Below are 19,377 nucleotides of genomic sequence, written 5' to 3' on the forward strand. Positions count from 1 at the left end.
CTAGCCGTGCAGCGGCAGACCAGCCGCAGTCAGGCGGCAATAGGCGGCCACAAGCTGGCCGGACAGGCACATGTCGCGCAGCACAACGGCCGCGATGACCAGCCAGAAACCCCAGCAGCAGGCGCTTTTCTCGCAACCGGAGGTCTGGCCGCGCTGCACGTGGAACAGATACAGGCTGATGATGGCGATGGGCAGCATGATCCACCAGCGGATGGTGGTGGCCTCGAAGAACATGAAAAGGACAAACAAAGCGCCAAGCGCGCCGGCAATCCAGGTCATGGGGGCATACGACGCGCACGGGCAGGCGCATTTCTGGTCGGACATGGCAGACTCCTTTAGGGGTTTGCCCGCCTTATAGCCCTGGCGACGCGCCCCTGTCCAGACAGGCATAGGCCTGGCCCAGGGCCTGGGCCACGGCGGCCGGGGAATAGGGTCCGGCCACGGCGGCCAGCCCCCCCGCGCCCAACTGTCGGCAAAGGGCCGCATCGCCAACGAGCCGGACCAACGCAGCGCCCAAGGCCGCAGCGTCGCCCGGCGGCACGAGAAGCCCGGTCACCCCGTCGCGGTTGACCGCCGGCACGCCCGACCGGGCAATGGCCGTGGACACCACCGGCTTGCCAAAGGCCATGGCCTCCAGCTGGACAATACCGAACATCTCGGCCCGCGCAACCGACGGCAGGCAAAATATATCGCAGGCGGCAAACCAATCGGAGAGCGCCGCATCCGGGATGCGCCCGGCCAGGACCACCCGCTCGCCAAGCCCGGCCGATTCGATCTGCCGGGCAAGCGCCCCGGCCAGGGGACCGCCGCCGCCGATGACCACCACCGCCTCCTCAGGCAAGGACTTGGCCGCCTCCACCAGTACGGCAAAGCCCTTGTAGGGCACCAGCCGGCCCAGGGCGAAAATGAGGCGACGTCCGCCAAAACGCGCCCGGATGGCGGCCACGCCGGCCGGATCGGCGAGCTTCGGCCCGGCCATGGTCTCGTCCACGCAAAACGGCGCCACCGCCCCCTTGCCAACAAACTCCCCGGCCCGGTCGGAGGCCGTCAAATGGACGGCCGTGGGGCCGATGACCAGATCGGCCCGACGGCACAGCCAGGTCTCCAAGGGGCGGACCAGGGCCAAAAGCGCCTTCTTGCCGATGACGTCGCTGTGCCAGTGGAGCACGACCTTGCCCCGGGGACGGACCAGATACAGGGCCAGGGCGGCCAAAATATTGGGGCAATGGACGTGGAACACGTCAAAGTGCGGGGCCATGGCCCGAAGCGCCGTGATATAGGCCAGGGAAACCGGCTGGGAAGACAGGGTGGCCAGCACCGGAGCCCGGGTCACCGGCACCAGCCCGCCGGCGTCGTCATAGGGTCCCGGCCCGGCAAAACAGAGCACTTCGCTGGCTATGCCCAGGCTGGCCAGGGCCACCGCCGTCTGCCGGCTGGCCGTCTCCACCCCGCCCGGGTCCGGCGGATAAAACTTGCCGACCTGGAGCACCCTCATGGCGAGACAGCCAGCCCCTCCAGGGCAGCGGTCACGGTGCGGCGCAGATTCTCCACCCGGCGCAGGGTGAATTCATTGAGCGGATCGGCTGCCACGTCCTTGACCAGCCACAAAGCCCCCAGCGGCTGGCCGGACTTGGCCAGAAGCGGCAGTTCAAGCTTCATCACCGCCGGCGAACACAACAGCTCCCGGTCCGAGGCGGCCGCGCCCTCGCGTCGCCACCGGAACACCGGGACCCCATCCGTGCCGGCCGCTCCAGGCAGGTCCGGCGCAATCCGGCACGACCCGGTCCCGGCCCCGGACAGCACCATCTCGGCCAGGTCAAAGCGCAGATGCTCCAGCGCCTCGGTCATGCGCGTCCACAACTCGGCCAGATCCCGGGACTGGGAAATTTCGATCTGATAGTGCAGAAACGTCCGCCGACCTCGGGCAATGCCGGTGTCATCAGACACGTCGCGCAGCCAGCCGAAAATCTTGTCCACGGCAAAATAGCTGAAATAGCCGGCTTTTCGCACCAAGAGCACCAGGGCCGCGCCGACAACCAGCAAAAAGACGCCGGCTGGGGCATTGCGCAAATTGACCAGCACCAGGGCGGACAAGGCCAGAAAAATGGTGATGCCGTACAAAAACAGCACGACCTTCCGCTGGGACCAACCCCGGCTCAAAAGCTTGTGATGCACATGGCGCTTGTCCGGCTCAAACATGTCCCGGCCGCGCATGAACCGCCGCAAGGGGGCGGTGATGGTGTCGAGCAGCGGCACGCCAAGGGCAATGACCGGCATAAGGAGCGTGGCCCCGACCTGGCTCTTGACCGAACCGGACACCGACAAGGCCGCCAGCATATAGCCGAGAAAATAACTGCCGCCGTCGCCAAGAAACAGGCTGGCCGGATTGAAATTGTAGCGCAAAAACCCAAGCGTCGCCCCGGACAAGACCGCAAAAAGCGCCGCCGTATGCGGTTCGCCGCGCATCAGCGCCAAGACGGCCTGGACGCCGCTGCCAAAAAAGACCACCCCGGCCGCCAAACCGTCCAAGCCGTCAATAAGATTGATGGCGTTTATCAGCAGCACAAACCAGAAGACCGTCACCAGATAGGACGAGATGTCGAACTGGATGACGAACAAGCCCGGCAGGGCAAACGACGCAATGCGCGCGCCGCCATAATAGGCGATGGACGCCGCCGCCACCTGGACCGCGAGCTTCAACTTGGAGGGCAGCGTCCATTTGTCGTCGGCAAAGCCCACGGCAAAAATCAGACACGCGCCCGCCAGGACAAAACACATGGTGCGATCAAAAAGCACCGCTGTCGCGGCCTCGGGCAACACCCAGCCAGCCAGGGCCAGACAGGCGAAAAAAGTCAGGAACAAGGCCAGCCCGCCGCTTCGGGGCATGGGCGAGGCGTGAATATTGCGCGCTTCGGGCATGGCCAGAACGCCAAAACGCCGCCCCACCCACCGGGCCACGGGGGTGAGAAACAGCGACAGGCCCAACGCGGCCATAAAAAGCACGATAATCGGCGTCATAACTCTTAGAGCGGCTTCCCGGCCGCCGGGCGCACCATAGGCCAACCCCGCCCGCCCGTCCACAGGCTGGGGCGTTGCCCCAGACCCCAGCAGGAGAGGCACTGCCTCTCCTGCACCTCTCCGCCAGGGCGCTGCCCTGGACCCGCCGGGGGGATGATCCCCCCGGACCCCTCGACAGGGCAAAAGGGAGGCGGCATTGCTAGGGGGTGGAGCCGGCGGTGGTTTTGCCAAAGGAGGCAAACCAGCCAAGCATGCCCCAGGTCAGGTTGGAGGCGTCAAAGCCCTCTTTCGCCAGTTTTTGAGCCACAAAGGGCGAGCGATGGCCGGTCATGCAGACCACCACCACCGGACGGTTCGGATCAAGCCCCAGGGCCGCCGGGGGGACGACCAGGGCGTCGGGCCGGTTTATGGCCCCGGGGATGTGAAACAGGGCGTATTCCCCGGCAGTGCGCACGTCCAGGAGCTGCGGCGACTTCTCCCCCATTTGCCGGCGAAGCCGCCACGGCGGCGTCTGGACCACGCCGGCCAGCAGCCAGACCAGATCCCAGACACCGAAAAACAGGACGAGAAAGAGCACCAGTCCCTTCATGCCAGCCTCCTACCGTAAAAAAACCGCCAACAGCGTCCCAACCCCCAACAGCGCCGCGATAATGCCGTTTAGGGTGAAAAAAGCCACATTGATCCGGGACAGGTCGTGCTCGGAAATGAGCCGGTGCTCAACGAGCAACACGGCCGAACACACGCCCCAGAACACATAGTACACCCAGGACAGCCCGGCGGCATAGCCGGCCAGCAGATAAAACAACGCCGCATCCACATGGGCAAAGGCGGCCAGGGCCAGGGCCGTGCCGACGCCGAACTTTGCCGGTATGGAATGCAGCCCCTGGCTGCGGTCAAAGTCCACATCCTGGCAGGCATACAGGACGTCGAACCCGGCCACCCAGCAGGTCACGCCGCAGCCGAACAACAGCGCCGGCAAGGCAAATTCCGGCCGGACCGCCAGCCAGCCGGCAATCGGGGCCAGACCCAGCACCGAACCCAAAACGAAATGGCACAGCCAGGTGAAACGCTTGGTCAGACTGTACAACGCGCCCCAGACCAGGGCCACCGGAGCCAACGCCAGACACAGCGTATTCAAGCCGGCGCAGGACGCCACAAAGACCACGGCCGAGCCTGCCGTGAACGCCCAGGCCGCCCGGAAGCCAACCTCGCCCGTGACCAGTTCTCGGCCCGCCGTTCGCGGGTTGATCCGGTCATAGCGCACATCGGCCAAGCGATTGACCGCCATGGCATAGGACCGCATGGCCACCATGGCCACGGTCAGCAGCACAAACGGACGCCAGCCCGGCCAGCCGCCGGCCGCAACAAACAGGCCAATATACGCAAACGGCAAGGCAAATACCGAATGCTCAATCTTCACCAACCGCGCTAAGGCCCCGATCATATGCAATGCTCCTGTGGAGTGGAGGGAGGAAGACCTGGGGGAGGGGACCCCTTTTTGGAAAAAAGGGGTCCCCTCCCCCAGACCCCCACCCTCCCCAAAAACTTTCAAGGGGTTGCAAGGGGAAGCTCTGTTTCACCTGCATTTCGTATAACGCTTCGAAACACCTTGCCGGGCAAGCGCCCAAGATGTTGCCGGAGTGCCGCCTGCCAAAACCTCGCCCCGTTTGCTGGGCCTTCCAGCCAACCCAGGCCCCGGGTGTTGCATCCAATCCCCGTACCCAAGGCGTTGCGTCCGCCTTCCTGTCCCGGGCAACCCTGTCTGGTTGTTCTTCCTCGAACCTGTCGGCCCCGTTTCGGGGCCGAGGGCAGGTTGGGGGCGGAATTTGGCCTGATGAGCCTGCCGCGCCAGCGGCGGCATCATCGGGCCAAATTCCGCCCCCATCTTCGGCAGCTTCCCGCCGCCGTCTTCTCTCCCGGCCCACTTCCCCCACTCCCGCCACCCCATCCGGGGGTCCGGGGGGATGATCCCCCCGGCGGGTGCAGGGCAGCGCCCTGCCAGGGTCCGGGACAGCGTCCCGGCGGGGTCCGGGGCAGCGCCCCGGCTATGCGCCCCAGCGCAGCGCCCCGGCTATGCGCCCAGCGTCACGACGCCGTAGTTCTTTTTCCCTTTGCGCAAAAGCAGGATGTTGCCGCCGAGGCAGTCGGCGGCGGTGATGGCCTGGGTTTCGGCCACGCGGGTATTATTGAGGTAGATGCCGCCGGCTTTGATGTCTTTGCGGGCCTGTCCAAGCGACGGGCACAGGCCGAGATCGACCAAGAGGTTGGGCAATTGCGGCAGTTCGGCCAGGGCCGGATAGTTCTTGCCGGGCGCGGCTTCCAGGGCGGCGCGCAGGGTGGCGGCATCCACGGCGTGCAGGTCGCCGCCGCCGAACAGGGCGTCGGTAACGGCTTCGACCTTGGCCAGTTCGTCTGGGCCGTGGATCATGATGGTGGTTTCCCGGGCCAGGGTTTTCTGGGCGGCGCGCAGATGCGGGCGTTCGGCGATCTCGACGGCCAGGGCGTCGATGGCGTCTTTCTCGAGGAAAGTGAAATAGCGCAGGAAGTTTAGGACGTCGCGGTCGTCGGCGTTGATCCAGTATTGGTAGAAGGCATAGGGCGAGGTCAGGGCGGTATTTAAGTAGATGGCCCCTTTTTCGCTTTTGCCGAATTTGGCTCCGGAGGCGGTGGTAATGAGCGGAAAGGTGAGGGCAAAGGCTTGAGCGCCTGTCTTGCGACGAATGAGTTCCAGGCCGGCGGTGATGTTGCCGAATTGGTCGCCGCCGCCGATTTGCAAGGTGCAGCCCATGGCTCGGTTCAAATGCCCGAAGTCCATGGATTGCAGGATCATGTAGCTGAATTCGGTGTAGGAGATGCCGGTATCTTCGCGGCCGATGCGCGATTTCACGGAATCCTTGGCCAGCATATAGTTGATGGTGAAGTGCTTGCCGGTATCGCGCAAAAACTCGATGACGGACATGGCCTGGGTCCAGTCGAGATTATTGACCGGAGTGACGCGGTCGGCCACGCCCTGGCGTTCGAAGAAAGCCATGGCCTGGGCCCGGATTTTTTCGGCCGAGGCAGCGACCATGTCGGCGGTGCGCAACTGGCGTTCCTTGTCCTTGCCGCTGGGGTCGCCGATGAGTCCGGTGGCTCCGCCAAGGAGAAACAGCGGCTTGTGCCCGGCTTTGGCGAAGCGGGCCAGGGCCAAAAGCGGCACGAGATTGCCGATGTGCAGGCTGTCGGCGGTCGGGTCGAAGCCGCAGTACATGACGCGGCCGGGGGTGTTGAGGTGTTGGCGCAGTTCGGCCTCGTCGGAGGATTGATGGACGAGGCCGCGCCAGGAGAGTTCGTCGAAGATGTTCACGGCGATTCCTTTAGGCGGTCAGGTGGTTAGGCGAAGATCAGAGGCCCGAGGCCGGCGCCGTTCCCGGCTTTGCAGCAGGCGTTCCTGGCGAGGTGGTCTTGGACGGCGTTTTACCGCGCAGCAGCGGCTTGGTCCCGGTGATAGTCTCCAGGCGCGACACGGTGTCGGGCTGGGCGTTGTAGACGTCGACCAGGACATTGAGGGCAAACTGGCCGTTTTTGATGTCGGTTTCAATGCGGCTGTCAAAGCCGTTCTGGACCAGCTTGGCCTTGAGCGCGTCGGCCTTCTGGGCGTGGCTAAACGAGCCGACCTGATAGGTGTCGTGGGGTTTTTGCCAGTCGTAAACGGTTTCATCGGCACAGCCGCCAAGGGCGAGCGCGGCCAGCAAGACAAGGGAAGCGAGGATACCGCGCATGGGCAGACCGCCTAGGGTTTGGCGTCGGGGCGACGACGCTGCTTGTCATTGTACTCAATGATCTCGGTGCGGCCGTTTTGCCGCTCGGTCACAATCATGAGCCGGTCGCCGTCCACATTGATGTTGAGGATGCGCGAGCACTTGGTGATGTCTGGAATGACGGCGTAGGTTTTGTCCCGGCCAACGGCCACCAGATCATAGGTGATGGGACATTCGGCGTTGCCCACGCCATGGCGGATAAGCACGGCGTCGTAGCCGTCGGCGAGGTCGCCCACGCTCATGTAGGACTGGGCGGTGAGCGCCGCGCCGGTGGCCTGATGGATGGTGCGTCCGCCAAGGAGCACGGTCGAGGCTGCGCCGTCGCGCACCACTTCCAGGGGGCCGGCCACGGTCATATAGATGGCCGTGCGCTCAGGCGCGGCCTGGGCGGCTTGGGCGGCCAGACCAATGCAGGCAAGGGCAAGAATCAGACGGGTGGCGATGCGCATGGGGAAATCCTCCAGTCGGGAGCTTGTGTGGCCCTCAGGCCAGCCGCCAACCACTGATAGTTACGACCTTGCCCGTGGCCGCGTCAATATCCAGCAACGCGCCCTGCATTTCCGGCGCGGCCCTGGAGACGACAAAACGGCGCGGCAGGCCGGTGCGAAAGCGGGCAATGACTTCCTCGGGGTCCATGCCGAGGCATGAGGCGGCCGGGCCGGTCATGCCGATGTCGGTCATATAGGCGGTTCCCCGGGGCAGATGCTGGGCATCGGCCGTCTGGACGTGGGTGTGGGTTCCAAGGACCGCGCTGACCCGGCCGTCGAGATAATAGCCCATGGCTTTTTTTTCACTGGTGGCTTCGGCGTGAAAATCCACCAGCCGCAGGGTCACGTCGCCGGGCAAACCGGCCAGGATGGCGTCGGCCGAGGCAAAGGGGCAGTCCACGGCCGGCATGAAGGTGCGGCCAAGGAGGTTGATGACGGCATAGGGCGGTCCGTCTTTGGGGCGATAGACGGCCCATCCGGCTCCCGGCGCACCGGCGGGATAGTTGGCCGGACGCAAGAGGCGGTCGGTGGTCTCCAGAAAAGGGGTGATGTCGGCGTTGCGAAAGATGTGGTTGCCGCCGGTCATGACGTCGATGCCGGCGTCGAGGAGTTGGCGCGCAGCCTTGGCGTTGAGGCCGATCCCACCCGAGGCGTTCTCGGCGTTGGCCACCACCCGGGCCACATTCCAGTCGCGGCGGACCTGGCGCAGGCGCTCAAAGACGATGGAACGGCCCGGCCGGCCGAAGATGTCGCCCAGAAACAGCATGCGCATGGTCCAAACCGGTCCTTGGCTGGGGTTAGACGGCCCAATCGGACGCCAGGGCCGGAAACAGGCGGATGGTCACCAGGAGATCGCCGGCCGGCCGGCCGCCCGTTCCGGGCTGCCCGGCTCCGCAAACGCGCAGTTGCGCCCCATCCGGGGTACCCGGGGCGATGATGAGACTCCCGCGCCGGGGCTGGTCGTTGCGCCCCCGGCCGAGACAGGCCGGGCAGGGGCTGCGGGCCACCCCCTGGCCGTTGCAGGCCGGACAGGCCCTGGCCGCCCGACCGGGACCGGCCGGCTGCCAGATACTGCCCCGGCCGTCGCACACCCAGCAGGTCCGCAGCCGGTTGCCCGTCCCCCGGCAGGCCGGGCAGGCCGCCCCCGGACCGAGGTTCAGGAGCAATTGGCCACCGGTCCGGGCCAGCGAGTCGGGGATGTCAAGGGCCAGGGCGACATCGTCGCCCTGCCTGGGCACAGCTTCGGTCTGGGAAACGGCCACGACCCAGGACCCGACAGTGGACGGGGATGGAGCCGGACCGTTTGCGTTGGCGGCCCGGGCCAGCCGGCGCTGCCCGTCGTAGGCCGCCCGCCTGGCCGGATCGTGGAGCACGCCGTAGGCTGCGCTGACAGCCAGAAACAACGCGGCAGCGGCCGGGTCGTTGGGAGCGGCATCGGGGTGGCAGGTCCGAACCAACCGGCGATACGCCTGTTGCAGCTGCCCGGCGTCGGCGTCCTGGGGCACGTTGAGGACAGCGTAGAAGTCGGGCTGGTTCATGGCCCCCTCAGACGGCCCGCCGGGCCATTTGGGCAGGCCCCCGGAGGACACGTCCGGGGGCCTTGCAAGCGGTGCTACTTGGCGATGCCGACGGCCCGGCGTTCGCGGATGACCGTGACCCGGATCTGGCCGGGATAGGTCAGGTTGTCCTCAATGCGTTTGGCGATGTCCTTGCAGAGGATAAACGTCTTGTCGTCGTCGACGTTTTCCGAATCCACCATGACCCGGACTTCACGGCCGGCCTGGATGGCGTAGGCCTTGGACACGCCCTCGAAATCAAGAGCCAGATTCTCAAGCTCTTCCAGACGCTTGACGTAGCTCTCCAGCAGTTCCTTGCGCGCGCCGGGACGGGCTCCGGACAGGCTGTCGGCGGCCTGGACCAGGGTGGCCAGGATGGACTTGGGCGGCACGTCCTCATGGTGGGCCATGATGGCGTGGAGAATGTCGCCGGATTCGCCGAACTTCTTGGCCAGATCCGCGCCGATGACGGCATGGGGGCCTTCGATTTCGTGGTCCACGGCCTTGCCGATGTCGTGGAGCAGCCCGGCGCGTTTGGCCCGCTTGATGTCCACGCCCAGTTCGGCGGCCATGATGCCGGCCAGGGAGGCCACTTCCAGGGAGTGCTGGAGCACGTTTTGAGAATAGCTGGTCCGGTATTGCAGCTGGCCTAAAAGGCGCACGAGCTCGGGATGGATGCCGTGGACGCCGGAGTCGAAGGTGGCCTGCTCGCCGATCTCGCGGATCTTGACGTCGAGTTCCTGCTCGCACTTCTTGACGATGTCTTCGATGCGGGCGGGGTGGATGCGGCCATCGGTGATGAGGCGCTCCAGGGCCATCTTGGCGATCTGGCGCTTGAGCGGCGAAAAGGCTGAGAGGATGACGGTTTCCGGGGTGTCGTCGATGATGAGATCGACGCCGGTGGCGGCTTCCAGGGCGCGGATGTTGCGACCTTCGCGGCCGATGATGCGGCCCTTCATTTCTTCGGAAGGCAGGGCCACGGCGGTCACGGTCTGTTCGCCCACGAAATCGCCGGCATAGCGCTGGATGGCCAGGGCCAGGATCTTCTTGCCGCTTTTATCTGCGGTTTCCTTGGCTTCCATCTCGATCTGGCGGACCATGCGGGCGGCTTCGTGGCGGGTCTTGGACTCGATCTCGTCCATGAGCCGCTTTTTGGCCTCTTCCATGGTCAGGCCGGACACTTCCTGGAGGCGCTTGTCGTGTTCGTCGGCCAGGCGCGAGAGTTCCTCGCTCTTTTCCTCGAGGTCGCGCTCCTTGGCGGTCAGGCGCTTTTCAACGGCGAGCAGCTCGGTTTCCTTGACAACAACCAGCTCCTGCTTTTCCTCCAGGCGTTCGCGGCGTTTGCGCACCTGTTCTTCCCGGTCGTCCAGGGACTGGGTCTTGTCGCGGAACTCTTTTTCCAGTTCCTGTTTTTGCCGGTACAGATCGTCCTGGGCAGCCAGGACAACTTCTTTCTTGTGGGCCGAGGCCTCTTTACGGGCTTCGTCGAGAATCCGCTCGGCCAGGGTTTTGGCCTCGTTGAGCGTTTTCTGGGAAATCCATTTATCGAGGTAATAGCCGGCCGGCACGCCCAGGCCGATGCCCACGAGGCCCATGAAGATGGTCGAAAATTCCATGGCTTCTCCCGAAGCGGGGAGAACACGGGCAAAGCCCAAGGGCAAGGGATCGGACGAATCACAATCCGGAAGATGCATGGCCCAGGCCGCGTGAGGTGTGGCAAAAGTCTGGTTGGGGATGCCGCTTGGGACAACAGCGGCACTCCGCATTCCAGTTTATAGCAAAGCCCCAGAGAGCCGTGTCGTCAGTTCTTTTGAACCTTGGCAACCAAGGCGGACGCCGCTGTTTGACCTTCAGGCCACCCGGTCGAAGCCGGGCACGCACACCAGCCACGCGTCGCGGCATCCAATTTTTGAGTATCGGCTCAAAAACAAACGAACGATCACGCACACCCCAGGGAACTTTTTATCAAGGCTCGCCGCCACGCGGCGCAACCGATCAATCTATCTTATGCAGCAGATTGTCCACCCGATCATGCAGATGGTCAAGTTGCTGGTTCGACATCAACATATCGTCAGCCAGACCTAAAGCGACAAAGGCCAGCAATTTCTCCTTGCCGAGCGTTTTCCCGCCCGCTTTAAGCAAGTTATATCGTTGCTCCACCAATTCCTTGGCGGCACTTACGCGCTCCGGTCCGGCATCTGTCTTAAACGACAGCTCAAGGCCCATTATGGACAGTGAATAACTGGGCATCGAAGGACCGAAGATTCCCCGCCAGTCTCAAGACCGGCCGGAGTGTTAGGGTTCAAGCTCCTCCTGAAGCTTTTCCAGAAGACCGTCTATGCGCTCGGCGACGGCCTTTTTCTCTTCGGCATAACGGGCCACTTCGGCCCGAAGCGCCGCATTTTCTTCTTCCAGAGTCTTTTTACGCGCAACGAGTTGTTCGACCCGTTGTTCGAGGGCGTCGAAAATGTCCATGGCTTCCTGCTAGCCTGATTTTCGTCGGAAAGCAAGCCGGGGCCTCATTTTCGGGCTTTGGTCACCTGCCGGCCCCGGCCCAGGGCCAACATCCCGTCCGCTACATCGGAAGTAATCACGGAACCGGCCCCGACAAGGGCGTCGTTGCCGATGGTCACCGGCGCAACCAGGGCGGAGTTGGAACCGATGAAGGCCCGCTCGCCAATGACCGTCTGGTGCTTGTGCACTCCGTCGTAATTGCAGGTAATGGTGCCGGCTCCGATATTGGACCCGGCCCCGATCACGGCGTCGCCCAGATAGGTCAGATGATTGGCCTTGGCTCCGGGACCAAGCACGGATTTCTTCATCTCGACGAAATTGCCGACCCGCGCCCGTTCTTCCATGACCGCCCCCGGGCGCAGCCGGGCATAGGGGCCGACCTGGCAGCCGGCGTCCACCCGGGCCTTTTCCAGATGGCAAAAGGAATGGATCACGACGTCTTCGCCAACCTCGGCGTCAAGGAGCACGCCGTGGGAGGCCAGCGTCGCTCCGGCCTTGATGCGGGTTTCACCGGAGAGTTCCAACGGCCCGCACAGCTCCACGCCCGGGGCAATGGCGACCTCCGGACCGATGCGCACGCTGTCGGCCGCCCGCACCACCACCCCGGCGTCGATATGGGCGTCGACAATGCGCCGGCGTAAAATTTCTTCGGCCCCGACCAGTTCCCGCGGGCTGTTGATGCCAAGATAGGCCTCGTCCGCCCCCCGGTTGACCGGCAGCACCCGCAGCCCGGCGGCCTGGGCCAGCCCGATCAGGTCGGTGATGTAGTATTCGCCGCTCTTGTTGTCGTTAGACAGCTCGGCCAGAAGCGGCGCGACAACGGCCAGACGCACAAGGTAGACCCCGGCGTTGATTTCGCCCGTGGCCGGTCCGTGGAGCGCCGGGTCAAAATCCTTGGCCTCGACAATCCGTACCGCGTCCCCCTGGCGCACCACCCGGCCGTAGGCGGCAGGATCGGGCAGCTCGATGGAGACAAAGGCGACGTCGGCCTTGGCAGCCAGGGCGGCGTCACGAAACCGTTGCAGACTCTCGGCCGTCACCAGCGGCGCATCGCCGTTGACCACCAGCACATGGTCAAGGCCGGCGGCGGCCAGAACCGGCAGGGCCGTGGCCAGGGCATGGCCGGTGCCGAGCTGTTCGGTCTGGCGCACGAAGCGGCCGGCCAGTTCCGGAAAGACGGCTTCCACGGACTCGGCCCGGTGGCCGACCACCGTATAGACCGCTTGGCCGCACAAAATCGCCAGGGCCTGCTCGACATACCAGAGCATGGGTTTGCCAAGCAGGGTTTTGAGCACCTTGGGGGCGTCGCTTTTCATACGGGTGCCCTTGCCGGCGGCCAGGACCAATGCTCCGATACGCTGTGCCATGAGGTCTTCTCCGATCCGTCAGAAGTGTCCGCCCGGCCAGGGGCCGGGCGGCGTCTTGGAAGTGTTGCCGCCAGGTCGGCGGCGGGGTCTAGCGCCCGCCGGACGGGGCCGAGCCGGGCAACCGGGCCACCTGGTGCAGTTTCATACGGGCCATGGCCCGCTGCAGGGCCGCTTTGGCCCGGGTATAATCCACGGCCTCCTGCCGCTCGACCGCCAATCGGGCTTCGGCCCGATCCCTGGCTTTACGCGCCCGGTCCAAATCAATCTCTTCAGGCAGTTCAGCCGCTTCAGCCAAAATCAACACCTTTTCCGGCGACACATCGGCAAAGCCGCCGCTGACAAACACGTACTCTGTTTTGCCGGCCACGCGGTAGCCAAACGATCCAATGCTCAGGGCGGTCAGAAAGGGAACGTGCAACGGCAGGGCGGTAAATTCGCCGGCCACGCCTGTGGCCGTGACCGATTCAACGGTCTTGGCCAGCACCAGCCGGTCCGGGGTGACAATCTCAAGGGCAAAGGTCCGGGCCATAGTGGATCCTTGGCAAAGGGTTTCACGGACTGCTTCCGGGGTGCTACCAGAAACACCCCGGGTCCGACAATGCAGACCAGGACGCATAAAAAAAAGGCGGCTCCTTTCGGAGCCGCCTGGGGTTCACATGTCCGAGGCGTGTTTAGTGCGTCGAAGCGGCAATGGTCCCGGCGTTTTCGCGCACGCGCATGCGGTAGAACGCACGCTGCATGGCGGCCTGGGCCCGGGCGAAGTCAACCTTGTCGCGTTCACGCTCGACGCGCTGTTTGGCCCGATCCTGGGCCTTGCGGGCGCGCTCGATGTCGATGTCCTCGGGGCGTTCGGCAACCTCGGCCAGAATGGTGACCTTGTTCCCGGACACTTCGGCAAACCCGCCGGCAATGAAGACGTAGTGCGCCTTCCCGTCGAGCTTGTACATCAGGCTGCCGATGCCAAGGGCCGACAGAAACGGGATGTGGTTTGCCATGATGCCGAATTCACCGAGCAGACCCGGAGCGCCCACGTAGTCAACATCCTGGGACAAGACAAGCTTGTCCGGGGTGACGATTTCAAGGCGGAGTTGGGCCATGATCGTTATCCTTTCTTGGCGTTTTCAACGGCCTCGTTGATGTCGCCGACCATGTAGAACGCGCCCTCGGGGATGTCGTCATGCTTGCCGTCGATGATGGCGCGGAAGCCCTTGATGGTGTCCTCAAGCTTCACGTAGCGGCCTTCCTTGCCGGTGAACTGGGCGGCAACGAAGAAGGGCTGCGACAGGAAGCGCTGGATCTTACGAGCGCGGGCAACGGTCAGCTTGTCGTCGTCGGACAGTTCGTCCATACCGAGGATCGCGATGATGTCCTGGAGATCCTTGTACTTCTGGAGGCTCGACTGGACTTCGCGGGCCGTGGCGTAATGCTCGGCGCCAAGGACCAGCGGGTCCAGGATGCGCGAGGTGGAGTCAAGCGGATCCACCGCGGGGTAGATGCCGAGCTCGGCGATCTGACGGGACAGAACCAGCGTGCCGTCCAAGTGGGAGAACGTGGTGGCAGGGGCGGGGTCGGTCAAGTCATCGGCGGGCACGTAAACGGCCTGGACCGAGGTGATGGAGCCTTTCTTGGTGGAGGTGATGCGTTCCTGGAGAGCGCCAAGGTCGGTGCTCAGGGTCGGCTGGTAACCGACCGCGGAAGGCATGCGGCCAAGAAGGGCCGACACTTCGGAACCGGCCTGGGTGAACCGGAAGATGTTGTCGATAAACAGCAACACGTCCTGGCCTTCCTCGTCGCGGAAGTACTCGGCGCAGGTCAGAGCGGTCAGGGCGACGCGGGCGCGGGCTCCCGGAGGCTCGTTCATCTGACCGTAGACAAGCGAGGCTTTGCTCAGAATGCCGGCTTCTTTGAACTCGTTGTAAAGGTCGTTGCCTTCACGGGTACGCTCACCGACGCCGGCGAACACGGACAGACCGCCGTGGTGCTTGGCGATGTTGTTGATGAGCTCCATGAGAACGACGGTCTTGCCGACGCCGGCGCCGCCGAACAGGCCGAGCTTGCCGCCCTTGGGGAAGGGGATGAGCAGGTCGATGACCTTGATGCCGGTTTCGAGCAGCTCGATGCTGGTGGACTGATCCACGAAGGCCGGAGCCGAACGGTGGATCGGCCACATGGCCGAGCTGTCAACCGGGCCCATTTCGTCCACGGGACGGCCGACGACGTTCAGGATGCGGCCAAGGGCGCCCTTGCCGACCGGAACGCGGATGGCCGCGCCGGAGTCGATGGCGGTCATGCCGCGCACCAGACCGTCGGTGGAGTCCATGGCGATGCAGCGCACGACGTTGTCGCCGAGGTGCTGGGCCACTTCGACCACGAGGTCGGTAGCGAATTCATTGTTAACGTTCTTGATGTCGAGGGCATTCAAGATATTCGGCAGTTTGCCCTCGGGAAATTCGACGTCGATAACGGCGCCGATGACCTGCACGATTTTTCCGACATTTCCGCTTGTCGCGCTCATTGTATCATGCCCCCTTGGTTATCCCTTGAGTGCTTCGGAACCGCCGACGATGTCCATCAGTTCCTTGGTAATGGCCGTTTGCCGGGCCTTGTTGTAGACCAGGGTAAGCGAGCTGACGAGGTCGTCGCAGTTCCTGGTGGCATTGTCCATGGATCGCATACGGGCAGCGTGTTCGCTGGCCGAAGTGTCAAGCAGCCCGCGGTAGATCTGGACATTGATGAACCGGGGAAGCAACTCGGCGAGCAAGCCTTCCACAGACGGTTCGTAGATGTACTCGGCCTTGGCTCCGCCATCCGCCTTGACTTCCTCGCCGGCTTCGGCAGGGGACAGGGGCAGCACGGGCAAAAGCGTCGGTTCCTGACGGGCGAGGCTGGCAAACTTCCCGAAGGCCATGATCACTTCATCGTAGGAGCCGCCGACGTAGCCGCCGATGACTTCGGAACCGATGCGTGTGGCCAGGGAGAAGTCGAAGGCTGCCATTTCGTTGACGTAGGCGGCAACGATCTCGAAGCTCGAGCGGCGGAAGCTGTCGCGGGCCTTGCGGCCCACGCACATGATCTTGACTTCCTTGCCTTCGGCGGCCTTGACCCGGGCTACTTTCAGGGCCGCGTTAATGATGTTGTTGTTAAAAGCGCCGCACAGACCGCGATCGGACGTGATGACGACCATAAGGACGGTCTTCACTTCGGCCCGGGCCTCCAGCAGCGGATGGATCGAGGAGTCGGCGCCCTTGGCCAGTTCTCCGAGCATCTCGTAGAACTTGTCGGCGTAGGGGCGAAACCGCTCGATGCGCGACTGGGCGTGGCGCAGCTTGGCCGAGGCCACCATGTTCATGGCCTTGGTGATCTGCTTGGTCTTTGTGACCCCGTTGATCTTGTTCTTGACGTCTTTGAGCGCAGGCATGGCTCCCCCTTTAGGCCTGTGTCAGCGTTGCGCGGCAGCCGCTTGCGGCCGCCTTTTTGCAAAAACCCTTCATGGTTTTTAAGCGCGACGCTTAGGCCTTGAAGCCCTTTTTGAACTCGTCGATGGCCGCGCCAAGCTTGGCGATAAGCCCATCGTCGAGCGCCTTTTTCTCCCGAATTTCGTTCAGGATGTCGCTCTTGGCGTTGGCAAAGTACTCCTGCAGGCCTTCTTCGAACTTGCGCACGGACTCGACCGGCACGTCGTCCATGAAGCCGCGGGTACCGGCGAACAGGGAGATGACCTGCTCGGCCACGCTCATGGGCTTGTACTGGGGCTGCTTGAGCAGTTCCACCATGCGCATGCCGCGATTGAGCTTCAACTGGGTGCCCTTGTCCAGATCGGAACCGAACTGGGCAAATGCGGCCAGTTCGCGGTACTGGGCGAGGTCGAGACGCAGCGTGCCGGCGACCTGCTTCATGGCCTTGACCTGGGCGGCGCCGCCGACGCGGGAGACCGACAGACCGACGTTGATGGCCGGACGGATACCGGCGTTAAACAGGTTCGGCTCGAGGTAAACCTGTCCGTCGGTGATGGAGATGACGTTGGTCGGGATGTAGGCCGACACGTCGCCCGCCTGGGTCTCGATGATGGGCAGAGCGGTCAGCGAACCGGCTCCCAGGGCATCGGACAACTTGGCGGCGCGCTCCAGCAAACGGGAGTGGAGGTAGAAAACGTCGCCGGGGTAGGCTTCACGTCCGGGGGGACGACGAAGCAGCAGGGCCATCTGGCGGTAGCTGACGGCCTGCTTGGAAAGATCGTCATAGATGATCAGGGCGTGGCGGCCGTTGTCGCGGTGGAACTCCGCCATGGTGCAACCGGAGTAGGCGGCCATGAACTGGAGCGAGGCCGGCTCGGAAGCGGTGGCCGAGATGATGGTGGTGTATTCCATGGCGCCGTAACGACGCAGGGTTTCGGCAACCAGGGCAACCGTGGACTTCTTCTGGCCGATGGCGACGTAGAAGCAGAACACGCCCTGTCCCTTCTGGGCCAGGATGGCGTCGATGCAGACAGCGGTCTTGCCGGTCTGGCGGTCGCCGATGATCAGTTCGCGCTGGCCGCGACCGATGGGGGTCATGGCGTCGACGGCTTTGAGGCCGGTGTACATCGGCTCGTGGACCGACTTACGGGCGATGATGCCGGGGGCCTTGATTTCGACGTTGCGGACTTCCTTGGCTTCAATGGGGCCAAGACCGTCGATGGGGCTTCCCAGGGGATCGATGACGCGGCCGGTGACGGCGTCGCCGACGGGCACCGAGAAGATCTTGCCGGTACGCTTGACCGGGTCGCCTTCTTTAATGTGGGTGTCTTCACCAAGAAGGGCCACACCGACGTTGTCCTCTTCCAGGTTGAGCACCAGACCCATGACGCCGCCCGGGAATTCCAGAAGCTCCATGGCCATGGCGTTCTGGACGCCGTAGACGCGGGCGATCTGGTCGCCGACGGACAGCACAGTGCCAGTCTCGCTCATCTCGACGCGAGACTCATAGTGCTGAATCTGCTGTTCGATGATCTGGCTGATCTCTTCCGCTTTGATTTGCATGGCCCTACTCACCCCTCTTGATTTGTTCTTTCAATATTTCAAGTTGGGCGCGAAGGCTCGCGTCCAACACCTTGTCGCCGACCTTGAGGACCACGCCGCCAATGATGGCGGGGTCGACGGCAAAAGACAGCACCAGCTTTTTGCCGGACTGTTTCTCAAGCTTGGACTTGATCTGATCCTGGCGGGCATCGGCAAGGACAAAAGCAGTGAGCAGCTGTCCGCGCATAACGCCTTCGGCTTCGTCCAAAAGGGTCCGGTAGTAGGCGGACACTTCAAGGACGAAAGGCAGGCGTTCCTTGTCAGCCAGAAGCGACAGGAAGTTAACGACCATGGGCTTAAGGGCCAGCTTGCCGACCACCCCGGAGAGCACCGCTTTCTTCAGATCGGCGCTGATGATGGGGTTGGCGAACACCTTAAGCAGATCCGGAGACGCCTCAAGGACGGAAGCAAATGCCTCCAGATCCTTGCCGTATTCCGCCGGGGCCTTCTTGCCGGCCTTCTTGGCCAGCGCGAAGAGCGCCTTGGCGTAACGGCGCGCGACGATGTTGCCGGTCAATTGAACACCACCTTGGTTAAGTATTCATCCACAAGCTTGTCCTGGTCTTTGGCGGTCAGCTTCTTTTCCAGCGAAGCCTTGGCGGCGGCGACCACGGAATCGGCCAGCTCGGACCGAAGTTCCTGCATGGCCACCCGGGCTTCGGCTGCGGCGGCGGTAGCGGCCTGCTCTTTGATCTGGACGGCCTTGGCCTCGGCAGCGGCAACGATGGCGTCGCGAAGGGCCTCGCCCTGACGACGATACTCGTCTTCGATGCGGGCCTTCTCGGCGGCCAGATCGCTGATCGAAGCCTCGATCTCGGCCAGACGCTTGGCCGCGTCGAGCTTGCGGCTGTCGAGGTCGGCCAACTGGTTCTCAATGGCCTGGCCGCGGCCACGGAAAAACCCGACCATCTTTTTGCCGGCCAGCTTGGCAATGACGCCGAACACCAGCACGAAGTTGACCACGCGGAACAGGAAATCCTTCCAGTTCAGTTCGTGGTGGGCCTCCGCGCCCCCGGCATCGCCCGACGCATACGCCAGGGCGGCCACGCCAAGCACCAGGGCCACTGTGGCGATGAGGTGGAGCCTTTTCAGGTGGAGCCTTTTCAATTGAACCCTCCCTTTCCTTGAGAAATCCACGAAAATCTTCGGGCCTTAAGCCGCCAGCACCCTGGCCACGGCCTTGGAAGCCAACCCCGACACCTTGCCCTCAAGGGCCTTTTTCGCCGCAGCGGACTGCGACGCGATCTCCGCCTTGGCGGCCTGCAGCTTGGCGACGGCGTCAGCGCCGGCAGCGTCGAGCAGTTCCTTTTCCTTGGCCTGCCCCTCGGCCTTCATGGCCATACGGCCGGCCGTGGCGGCCACCCGGGCAGCGTCCAGAGCCGACTCGTAGTCTTTGAGCTTGGTGTTGGCCGTGGCAGTGAAGGATTCAATGCCGTCCATCTGGGAGGCCATGAATTCAGCCCGCTTTTTGAGCACCCGGCGAATGGGTCCGATGAGAATGACATTGAGCAGGAACAGGATGAGCACAAAATTGACGAGTTGGACAAAAAACGTTGCGTTTAAGTCAATCATCGTCG

22 protein-coding genes and 1 other RNA gene are annotated in these 19,377 nt (G+C 63.7%); all 23 read right to left on the minus strand.

All coding sequences use genetic code 11. The features are described from left to right. The 23 genes from NY78_RS11920 to NY78_RS12025 all read right to left on the minus strand — a co-directional run bounded on the left by NY78_RS11920 (nt 1) and on the right by NY78_RS12025 (nt 19,372). Nucleotides 1–324, minus strand: a complete 324-nt coding sequence (locus NY78_RS11920) for a hypothetical protein (protein ID WP_043636106.1) — start codon at nt 322–324, stop codon at nt 1–3. A gap of 28 nt (nt 325–352) precedes the next feature. Beyond that, nucleotides 353–1,495 carry a glycosyltransferase gene (locus NY78_RS11925; RefSeq protein WP_043636109.1) on the minus strand — a complete coding sequence of 381 codons (1,143 nt, stop codon included), beginning with the start codon at nt 1,493–1,495 and terminating at the stop codon, nt 353–355. Beyond that, the gene (locus NY78_RS11930) at nt 1,492–3,120 is read right to left on the minus strand and encodes a glycosyltransferase family 4 protein (protein ID WP_231583973.1); all 1,629 of its coding nucleotides are present in this window, start codon (nt 3,118–3,120) and stop codon (nt 1,492–1,494) included. Before NY78_RS11930 ends, NY78_RS11925 begins: the two co-directional genes overlap by 4 nt. 97 nt (nt 3,121–3,217) lie before the next feature. Continuing rightward, a complete protein-coding gene (locus NY78_RS11935) occupies nt 3,218–3,607 on the minus strand; it encodes a rhodanese-like domain-containing protein (protein ID WP_043636127.1) in 390 nt (129 codons plus the stop codon). Between the two features lie 9 nt (nt 3,608–3,616). Then, nucleotides 3,617–4,462: a 4-hydroxybenzoate octaprenyltransferase gene (locus tag NY78_RS11940; protein WP_043636130.1), complete on the minus strand. Its 846-nt coding sequence runs from the start codon at nt 4,460–4,462 to the stop codon at nt 3,617–3,619. A gap of 627 nt (nt 4,463–5,089) precedes the next feature. After that, nucleotides 5,090–6,364, minus strand: coding sequence for a tyrosine--tRNA ligase (tyrS, locus tag NY78_RS11945; RefSeq protein ID WP_043636133.1), 1,275 nt, complete (start codon nt 6,362–6,364; stop codon nt 5,090–5,092). Between the two features lie 37 nt (nt 6,365–6,401). Next, on the minus strand, nt 6,402–6,779 hold the full coding sequence (locus NY78_RS11950) for an SPOR domain-containing protein (protein ID WP_047960168.1): 378 nt from the start codon (nt 6,777–6,779) through the stop codon (nt 6,402–6,404). 11 nt (nt 6,780–6,790) lie between these two features. Then, nucleotides 6,791–7,267 carry a hypothetical protein gene (locus NY78_RS11955; RefSeq protein WP_043636135.1) on the minus strand — a complete coding sequence of 159 codons (477 nt, stop codon included), beginning with the start codon at nt 7,265–7,267 and terminating at the stop codon, nt 6,791–6,793. A gap of 34 nt (nt 7,268–7,301) precedes the next feature. Next, nucleotides 7,302–8,078, minus strand: a complete 777-nt coding sequence (locus NY78_RS11960) for a TIGR00282 family metallophosphoesterase (protein ID WP_043636138.1) — start codon at nt 8,076–8,078, stop codon at nt 7,302–7,304. Between the two features lie 25 nt (nt 8,079–8,103). Next, nucleotides 8,104–8,844 (minus strand): DnaJ domain-containing protein, encoded by a 741-nt coding sequence (locus NY78_RS11965; RefSeq protein WP_156180930.1) that lies wholly within the window; start codon nt 8,842–8,844, stop codon nt 8,104–8,106. Nucleotides 8,845–8,918: 74 nt separating this feature from the next. Next, nucleotides 8,919–10,478, minus strand: a complete 1,560-nt coding sequence (gene rny / locus NY78_RS11970; RefSeq protein WP_043636142.1) for a ribonuclease Y — start codon at nt 10,476–10,478, stop codon at nt 8,919–8,921. Between the two features lie 162 nt (nt 10,479–10,640). Further along, nucleotides 10,641–10,822: non-coding RNA, 6S RNA (gene ssrS, locus NY78_RS23720), on the minus strand. A gap of 35 nt (nt 10,823–10,857) precedes the next feature. After that, the gene (locus tag NY78_RS11975) at nt 10,858–11,112 is read right to left on the minus strand and encodes a cell division protein ZapA (protein WP_043636143.1); all 255 of its coding nucleotides are present in this window, start codon (nt 11,110–11,112) and stop codon (nt 10,858–10,860) included. A 45-nt stretch (nt 11,113–11,157) separates the two neighbouring features. Continuing rightward, nucleotides 11,158–11,337: a cell division protein ZapB gene (zapB, locus tag NY78_RS11980; RefSeq protein WP_043636146.1), complete on the minus strand. Its 180-nt coding sequence runs from the start codon at nt 11,335–11,337 to the stop codon at nt 11,158–11,160. A 44-nt stretch (nt 11,338–11,381) separates the two neighbouring features. Beyond that, nucleotides 11,382–12,743 carry a bifunctional UDP-N-acetylglucosamine diphosphorylase/glucosamine-1-phosphate N-acetyltransferase GlmU gene (gene glmU, locus NY78_RS11985; RefSeq protein ID WP_043636149.1) on the minus strand — a complete coding sequence of 454 codons (1,362 nt, stop codon included), beginning with the start codon at nt 12,741–12,743 and terminating at the stop codon, nt 11,382–11,384. Nucleotides 12,744–12,831: 88 nt separating this feature from the next. Further along, nucleotides 12,832–13,272 carry a F0F1 ATP synthase subunit epsilon gene (locus NY78_RS11990; protein ID WP_043636152.1) on the minus strand — a complete coding sequence of 147 codons (441 nt, stop codon included), beginning with the start codon at nt 13,270–13,272 and terminating at the stop codon, nt 12,832–12,834. Nucleotides 13,273–13,414: 142 nt separating this feature from the next. After that, nucleotides 13,415–13,840 carry a F0F1 ATP synthase subunit epsilon gene (locus NY78_RS11995; protein WP_043636155.1) on the minus strand — a complete coding sequence of 142 codons (426 nt, stop codon included), beginning with the start codon at nt 13,838–13,840 and terminating at the stop codon, nt 13,415–13,417. A 5-nt stretch (nt 13,841–13,845) separates the two neighbouring features. After that, a complete protein-coding gene (gene atpD / locus NY78_RS12000) occupies nt 13,846–15,258 on the minus strand; it encodes a F0F1 ATP synthase subunit beta (RefSeq protein WP_043636157.1) in 1,413 nt (470 codons plus the stop codon). A gap of 18 nt (nt 15,259–15,276) precedes the next feature. Continuing rightward, entirely contained in the window at nt 15,277–16,161 is an 885-nt protein-coding gene (locus NY78_RS12005; protein WP_043636158.1) for a F0F1 ATP synthase subunit gamma, read from the minus strand. Between the two features lie 91 nt (nt 16,162–16,252). After that, entirely contained in the window at nt 16,253–17,761 is a 1,509-nt protein-coding gene (atpA, locus tag NY78_RS12010; RefSeq protein WP_043636161.1) for a F0F1 ATP synthase subunit alpha, read from the minus strand. A 4-nt stretch (nt 17,762–17,765) separates the two neighbouring features. Beyond that, complete coding sequence (locus tag NY78_RS12015) at nt 17,766–18,317, minus strand: F0F1 ATP synthase subunit delta (protein WP_043636164.1); 552 nt, start codon at nt 18,315–18,317, stop codon at nt 17,766–17,768. Continuing rightward, nucleotides 18,314–18,907: a F0F1 ATP synthase subunit B family protein gene (locus NY78_RS12020; protein ID WP_442855200.1), complete on the minus strand. Its 594-nt coding sequence runs from the start codon at nt 18,905–18,907 to the stop codon at nt 18,314–18,316. The genes NY78_RS12015 and NY78_RS12020 overlap by 4 nt, the downstream gene beginning before the upstream one ends. Nucleotides 18,908–18,952: 45 nt before the next feature. Continuing rightward, nucleotides 18,953–19,372 carry an ATP synthase F0 subunit B gene (locus NY78_RS12025; protein ID WP_043636167.1) on the minus strand — a complete coding sequence of 140 codons (420 nt, stop codon included), beginning with the start codon at nt 19,370–19,372 and terminating at the stop codon, nt 18,953–18,955. Nucleotides 19,373–19,377: the final 5 nt, after the last annotated feature.

It is taken from the genome of Desulfovibrio sp. TomC (genome assembly GCF_000801335.2).
Classification (GTDB): Bacteria; Desulfobacterota; Desulfovibrionia; order Desulfovibrionales; family Desulfovibrionaceae; genus Solidesulfovibrio.

Bases quoted from the DNA above. Each gene is read 5' to 3' on its own strand.
- NY78_RS12025 (WP_043636167.1), bottom strand. From the start codon at position 19,372: ATGATTGACTTAAACGCAACGTTTTTTGTCCAACTCGTCAATTTTGTG.
- NY78_RS11955 (WP_043636135.1), bottom strand. From the start codon at position 7,267: ATGCGCATCGCCACCCGTCTGATTCTTGCCCTTGCCTGCATTGGTCTG.
- atpA (WP_043636161.1), bottom strand. From the start codon at position 17,761: ATGCAAATCAAAGCGGAAGAGATCAGCCAGATCATCGAACAGCAGATT.
- NY78_RS11920 (WP_043636106.1), bottom strand. From the start codon at position 324: ATGTCCGACCAGAAATGCGCCTGCCCGTGCGCGTCGTATGCCCCCATG.
- NY78_RS12005 (WP_043636158.1), bottom strand. From the start codon at position 16,161: ATGCCTGCGCTCAAAGACGTCAAGAACAAGATCAACGGGGTCACAAAG.
- rny (WP_043636142.1), bottom strand. From the start codon at position 10,478: ATGGAATTTTCGACCATCTTCATGGGCCTCGTGGGCATCGGCCTGGGC.
- NY78_RS11965 (WP_156180930.1), bottom strand. From the start codon at position 8,844: ATGAACCAGCCCGACTTCTACGCTGTCCTCAACGTGCCCCAGGACGCC.
- NY78_RS11995 (WP_043636155.1), bottom strand. From the start codon at position 13,840: ATGGCCCAACTCCGCCTTGAAATCGTCACCCCGGACAAGCTTGTCTTG.
- NY78_RS11940 (WP_043636130.1), bottom strand. From the start codon at position 4,462: ATGATCGGGGCCTTAGCGCGGTTGGTGAAGATTGAGCATTCGGTATTT.
- zapB (WP_043636146.1), bottom strand. From the start codon at position 11,337: ATGGACATTTTCGACGCCCTCGAACAACGGGTCGAACAACTCGTTGCG.
- NY78_RS11990 (WP_043636152.1), bottom strand. From the start codon at position 13,272: ATGGCCCGGACCTTTGCCCTTGAGATTGTCACCCCGGACCGGCTGGTG.
- atpD (WP_043636157.1), bottom strand. From the start codon at position 15,258: ATGAGCGCGACAAGCGGAAATGTCGGAAAAATCGTGCAGGTCATCGGC.
- NY78_RS11950 (WP_047960168.1), bottom strand. From the start codon at position 6,779: ATGCGCGGTATCCTCGCTTCCCTTGTCTTGCTGGCCGCGCTCGCCCTT.
- NY78_RS11960 (WP_043636138.1), bottom strand. From the start codon at position 8,078: ATGCGCATGCTGTTTCTGGGCGACATCTTCGGCCGGCCGGGCCGTTCC.
- glmU (WP_043636149.1), bottom strand. From the start codon at position 12,743: ATGGCACAGCGTATCGGAGCATTGGTCCTGGCCGCCGGCAAGGGCACC.
- NY78_RS11925 (WP_043636109.1), bottom strand. From the start codon at position 1,495: ATGAGGGTGCTCCAGGTCGGCAAGTTTTATCCGCCGGACCCGGGCGGG.
- NY78_RS11935 (WP_043636127.1), bottom strand. From the start codon at position 3,607: ATGAAGGGACTGGTGCTCTTTCTCGTCCTGTTTTTCGGTGTCTGGGAT.
- NY78_RS11975 (WP_043636143.1), bottom strand. From the start codon at position 11,112: ATGCCCAGTTATTCACTGTCCATAATGGGCCTTGAGCTGTCGTTTAAG.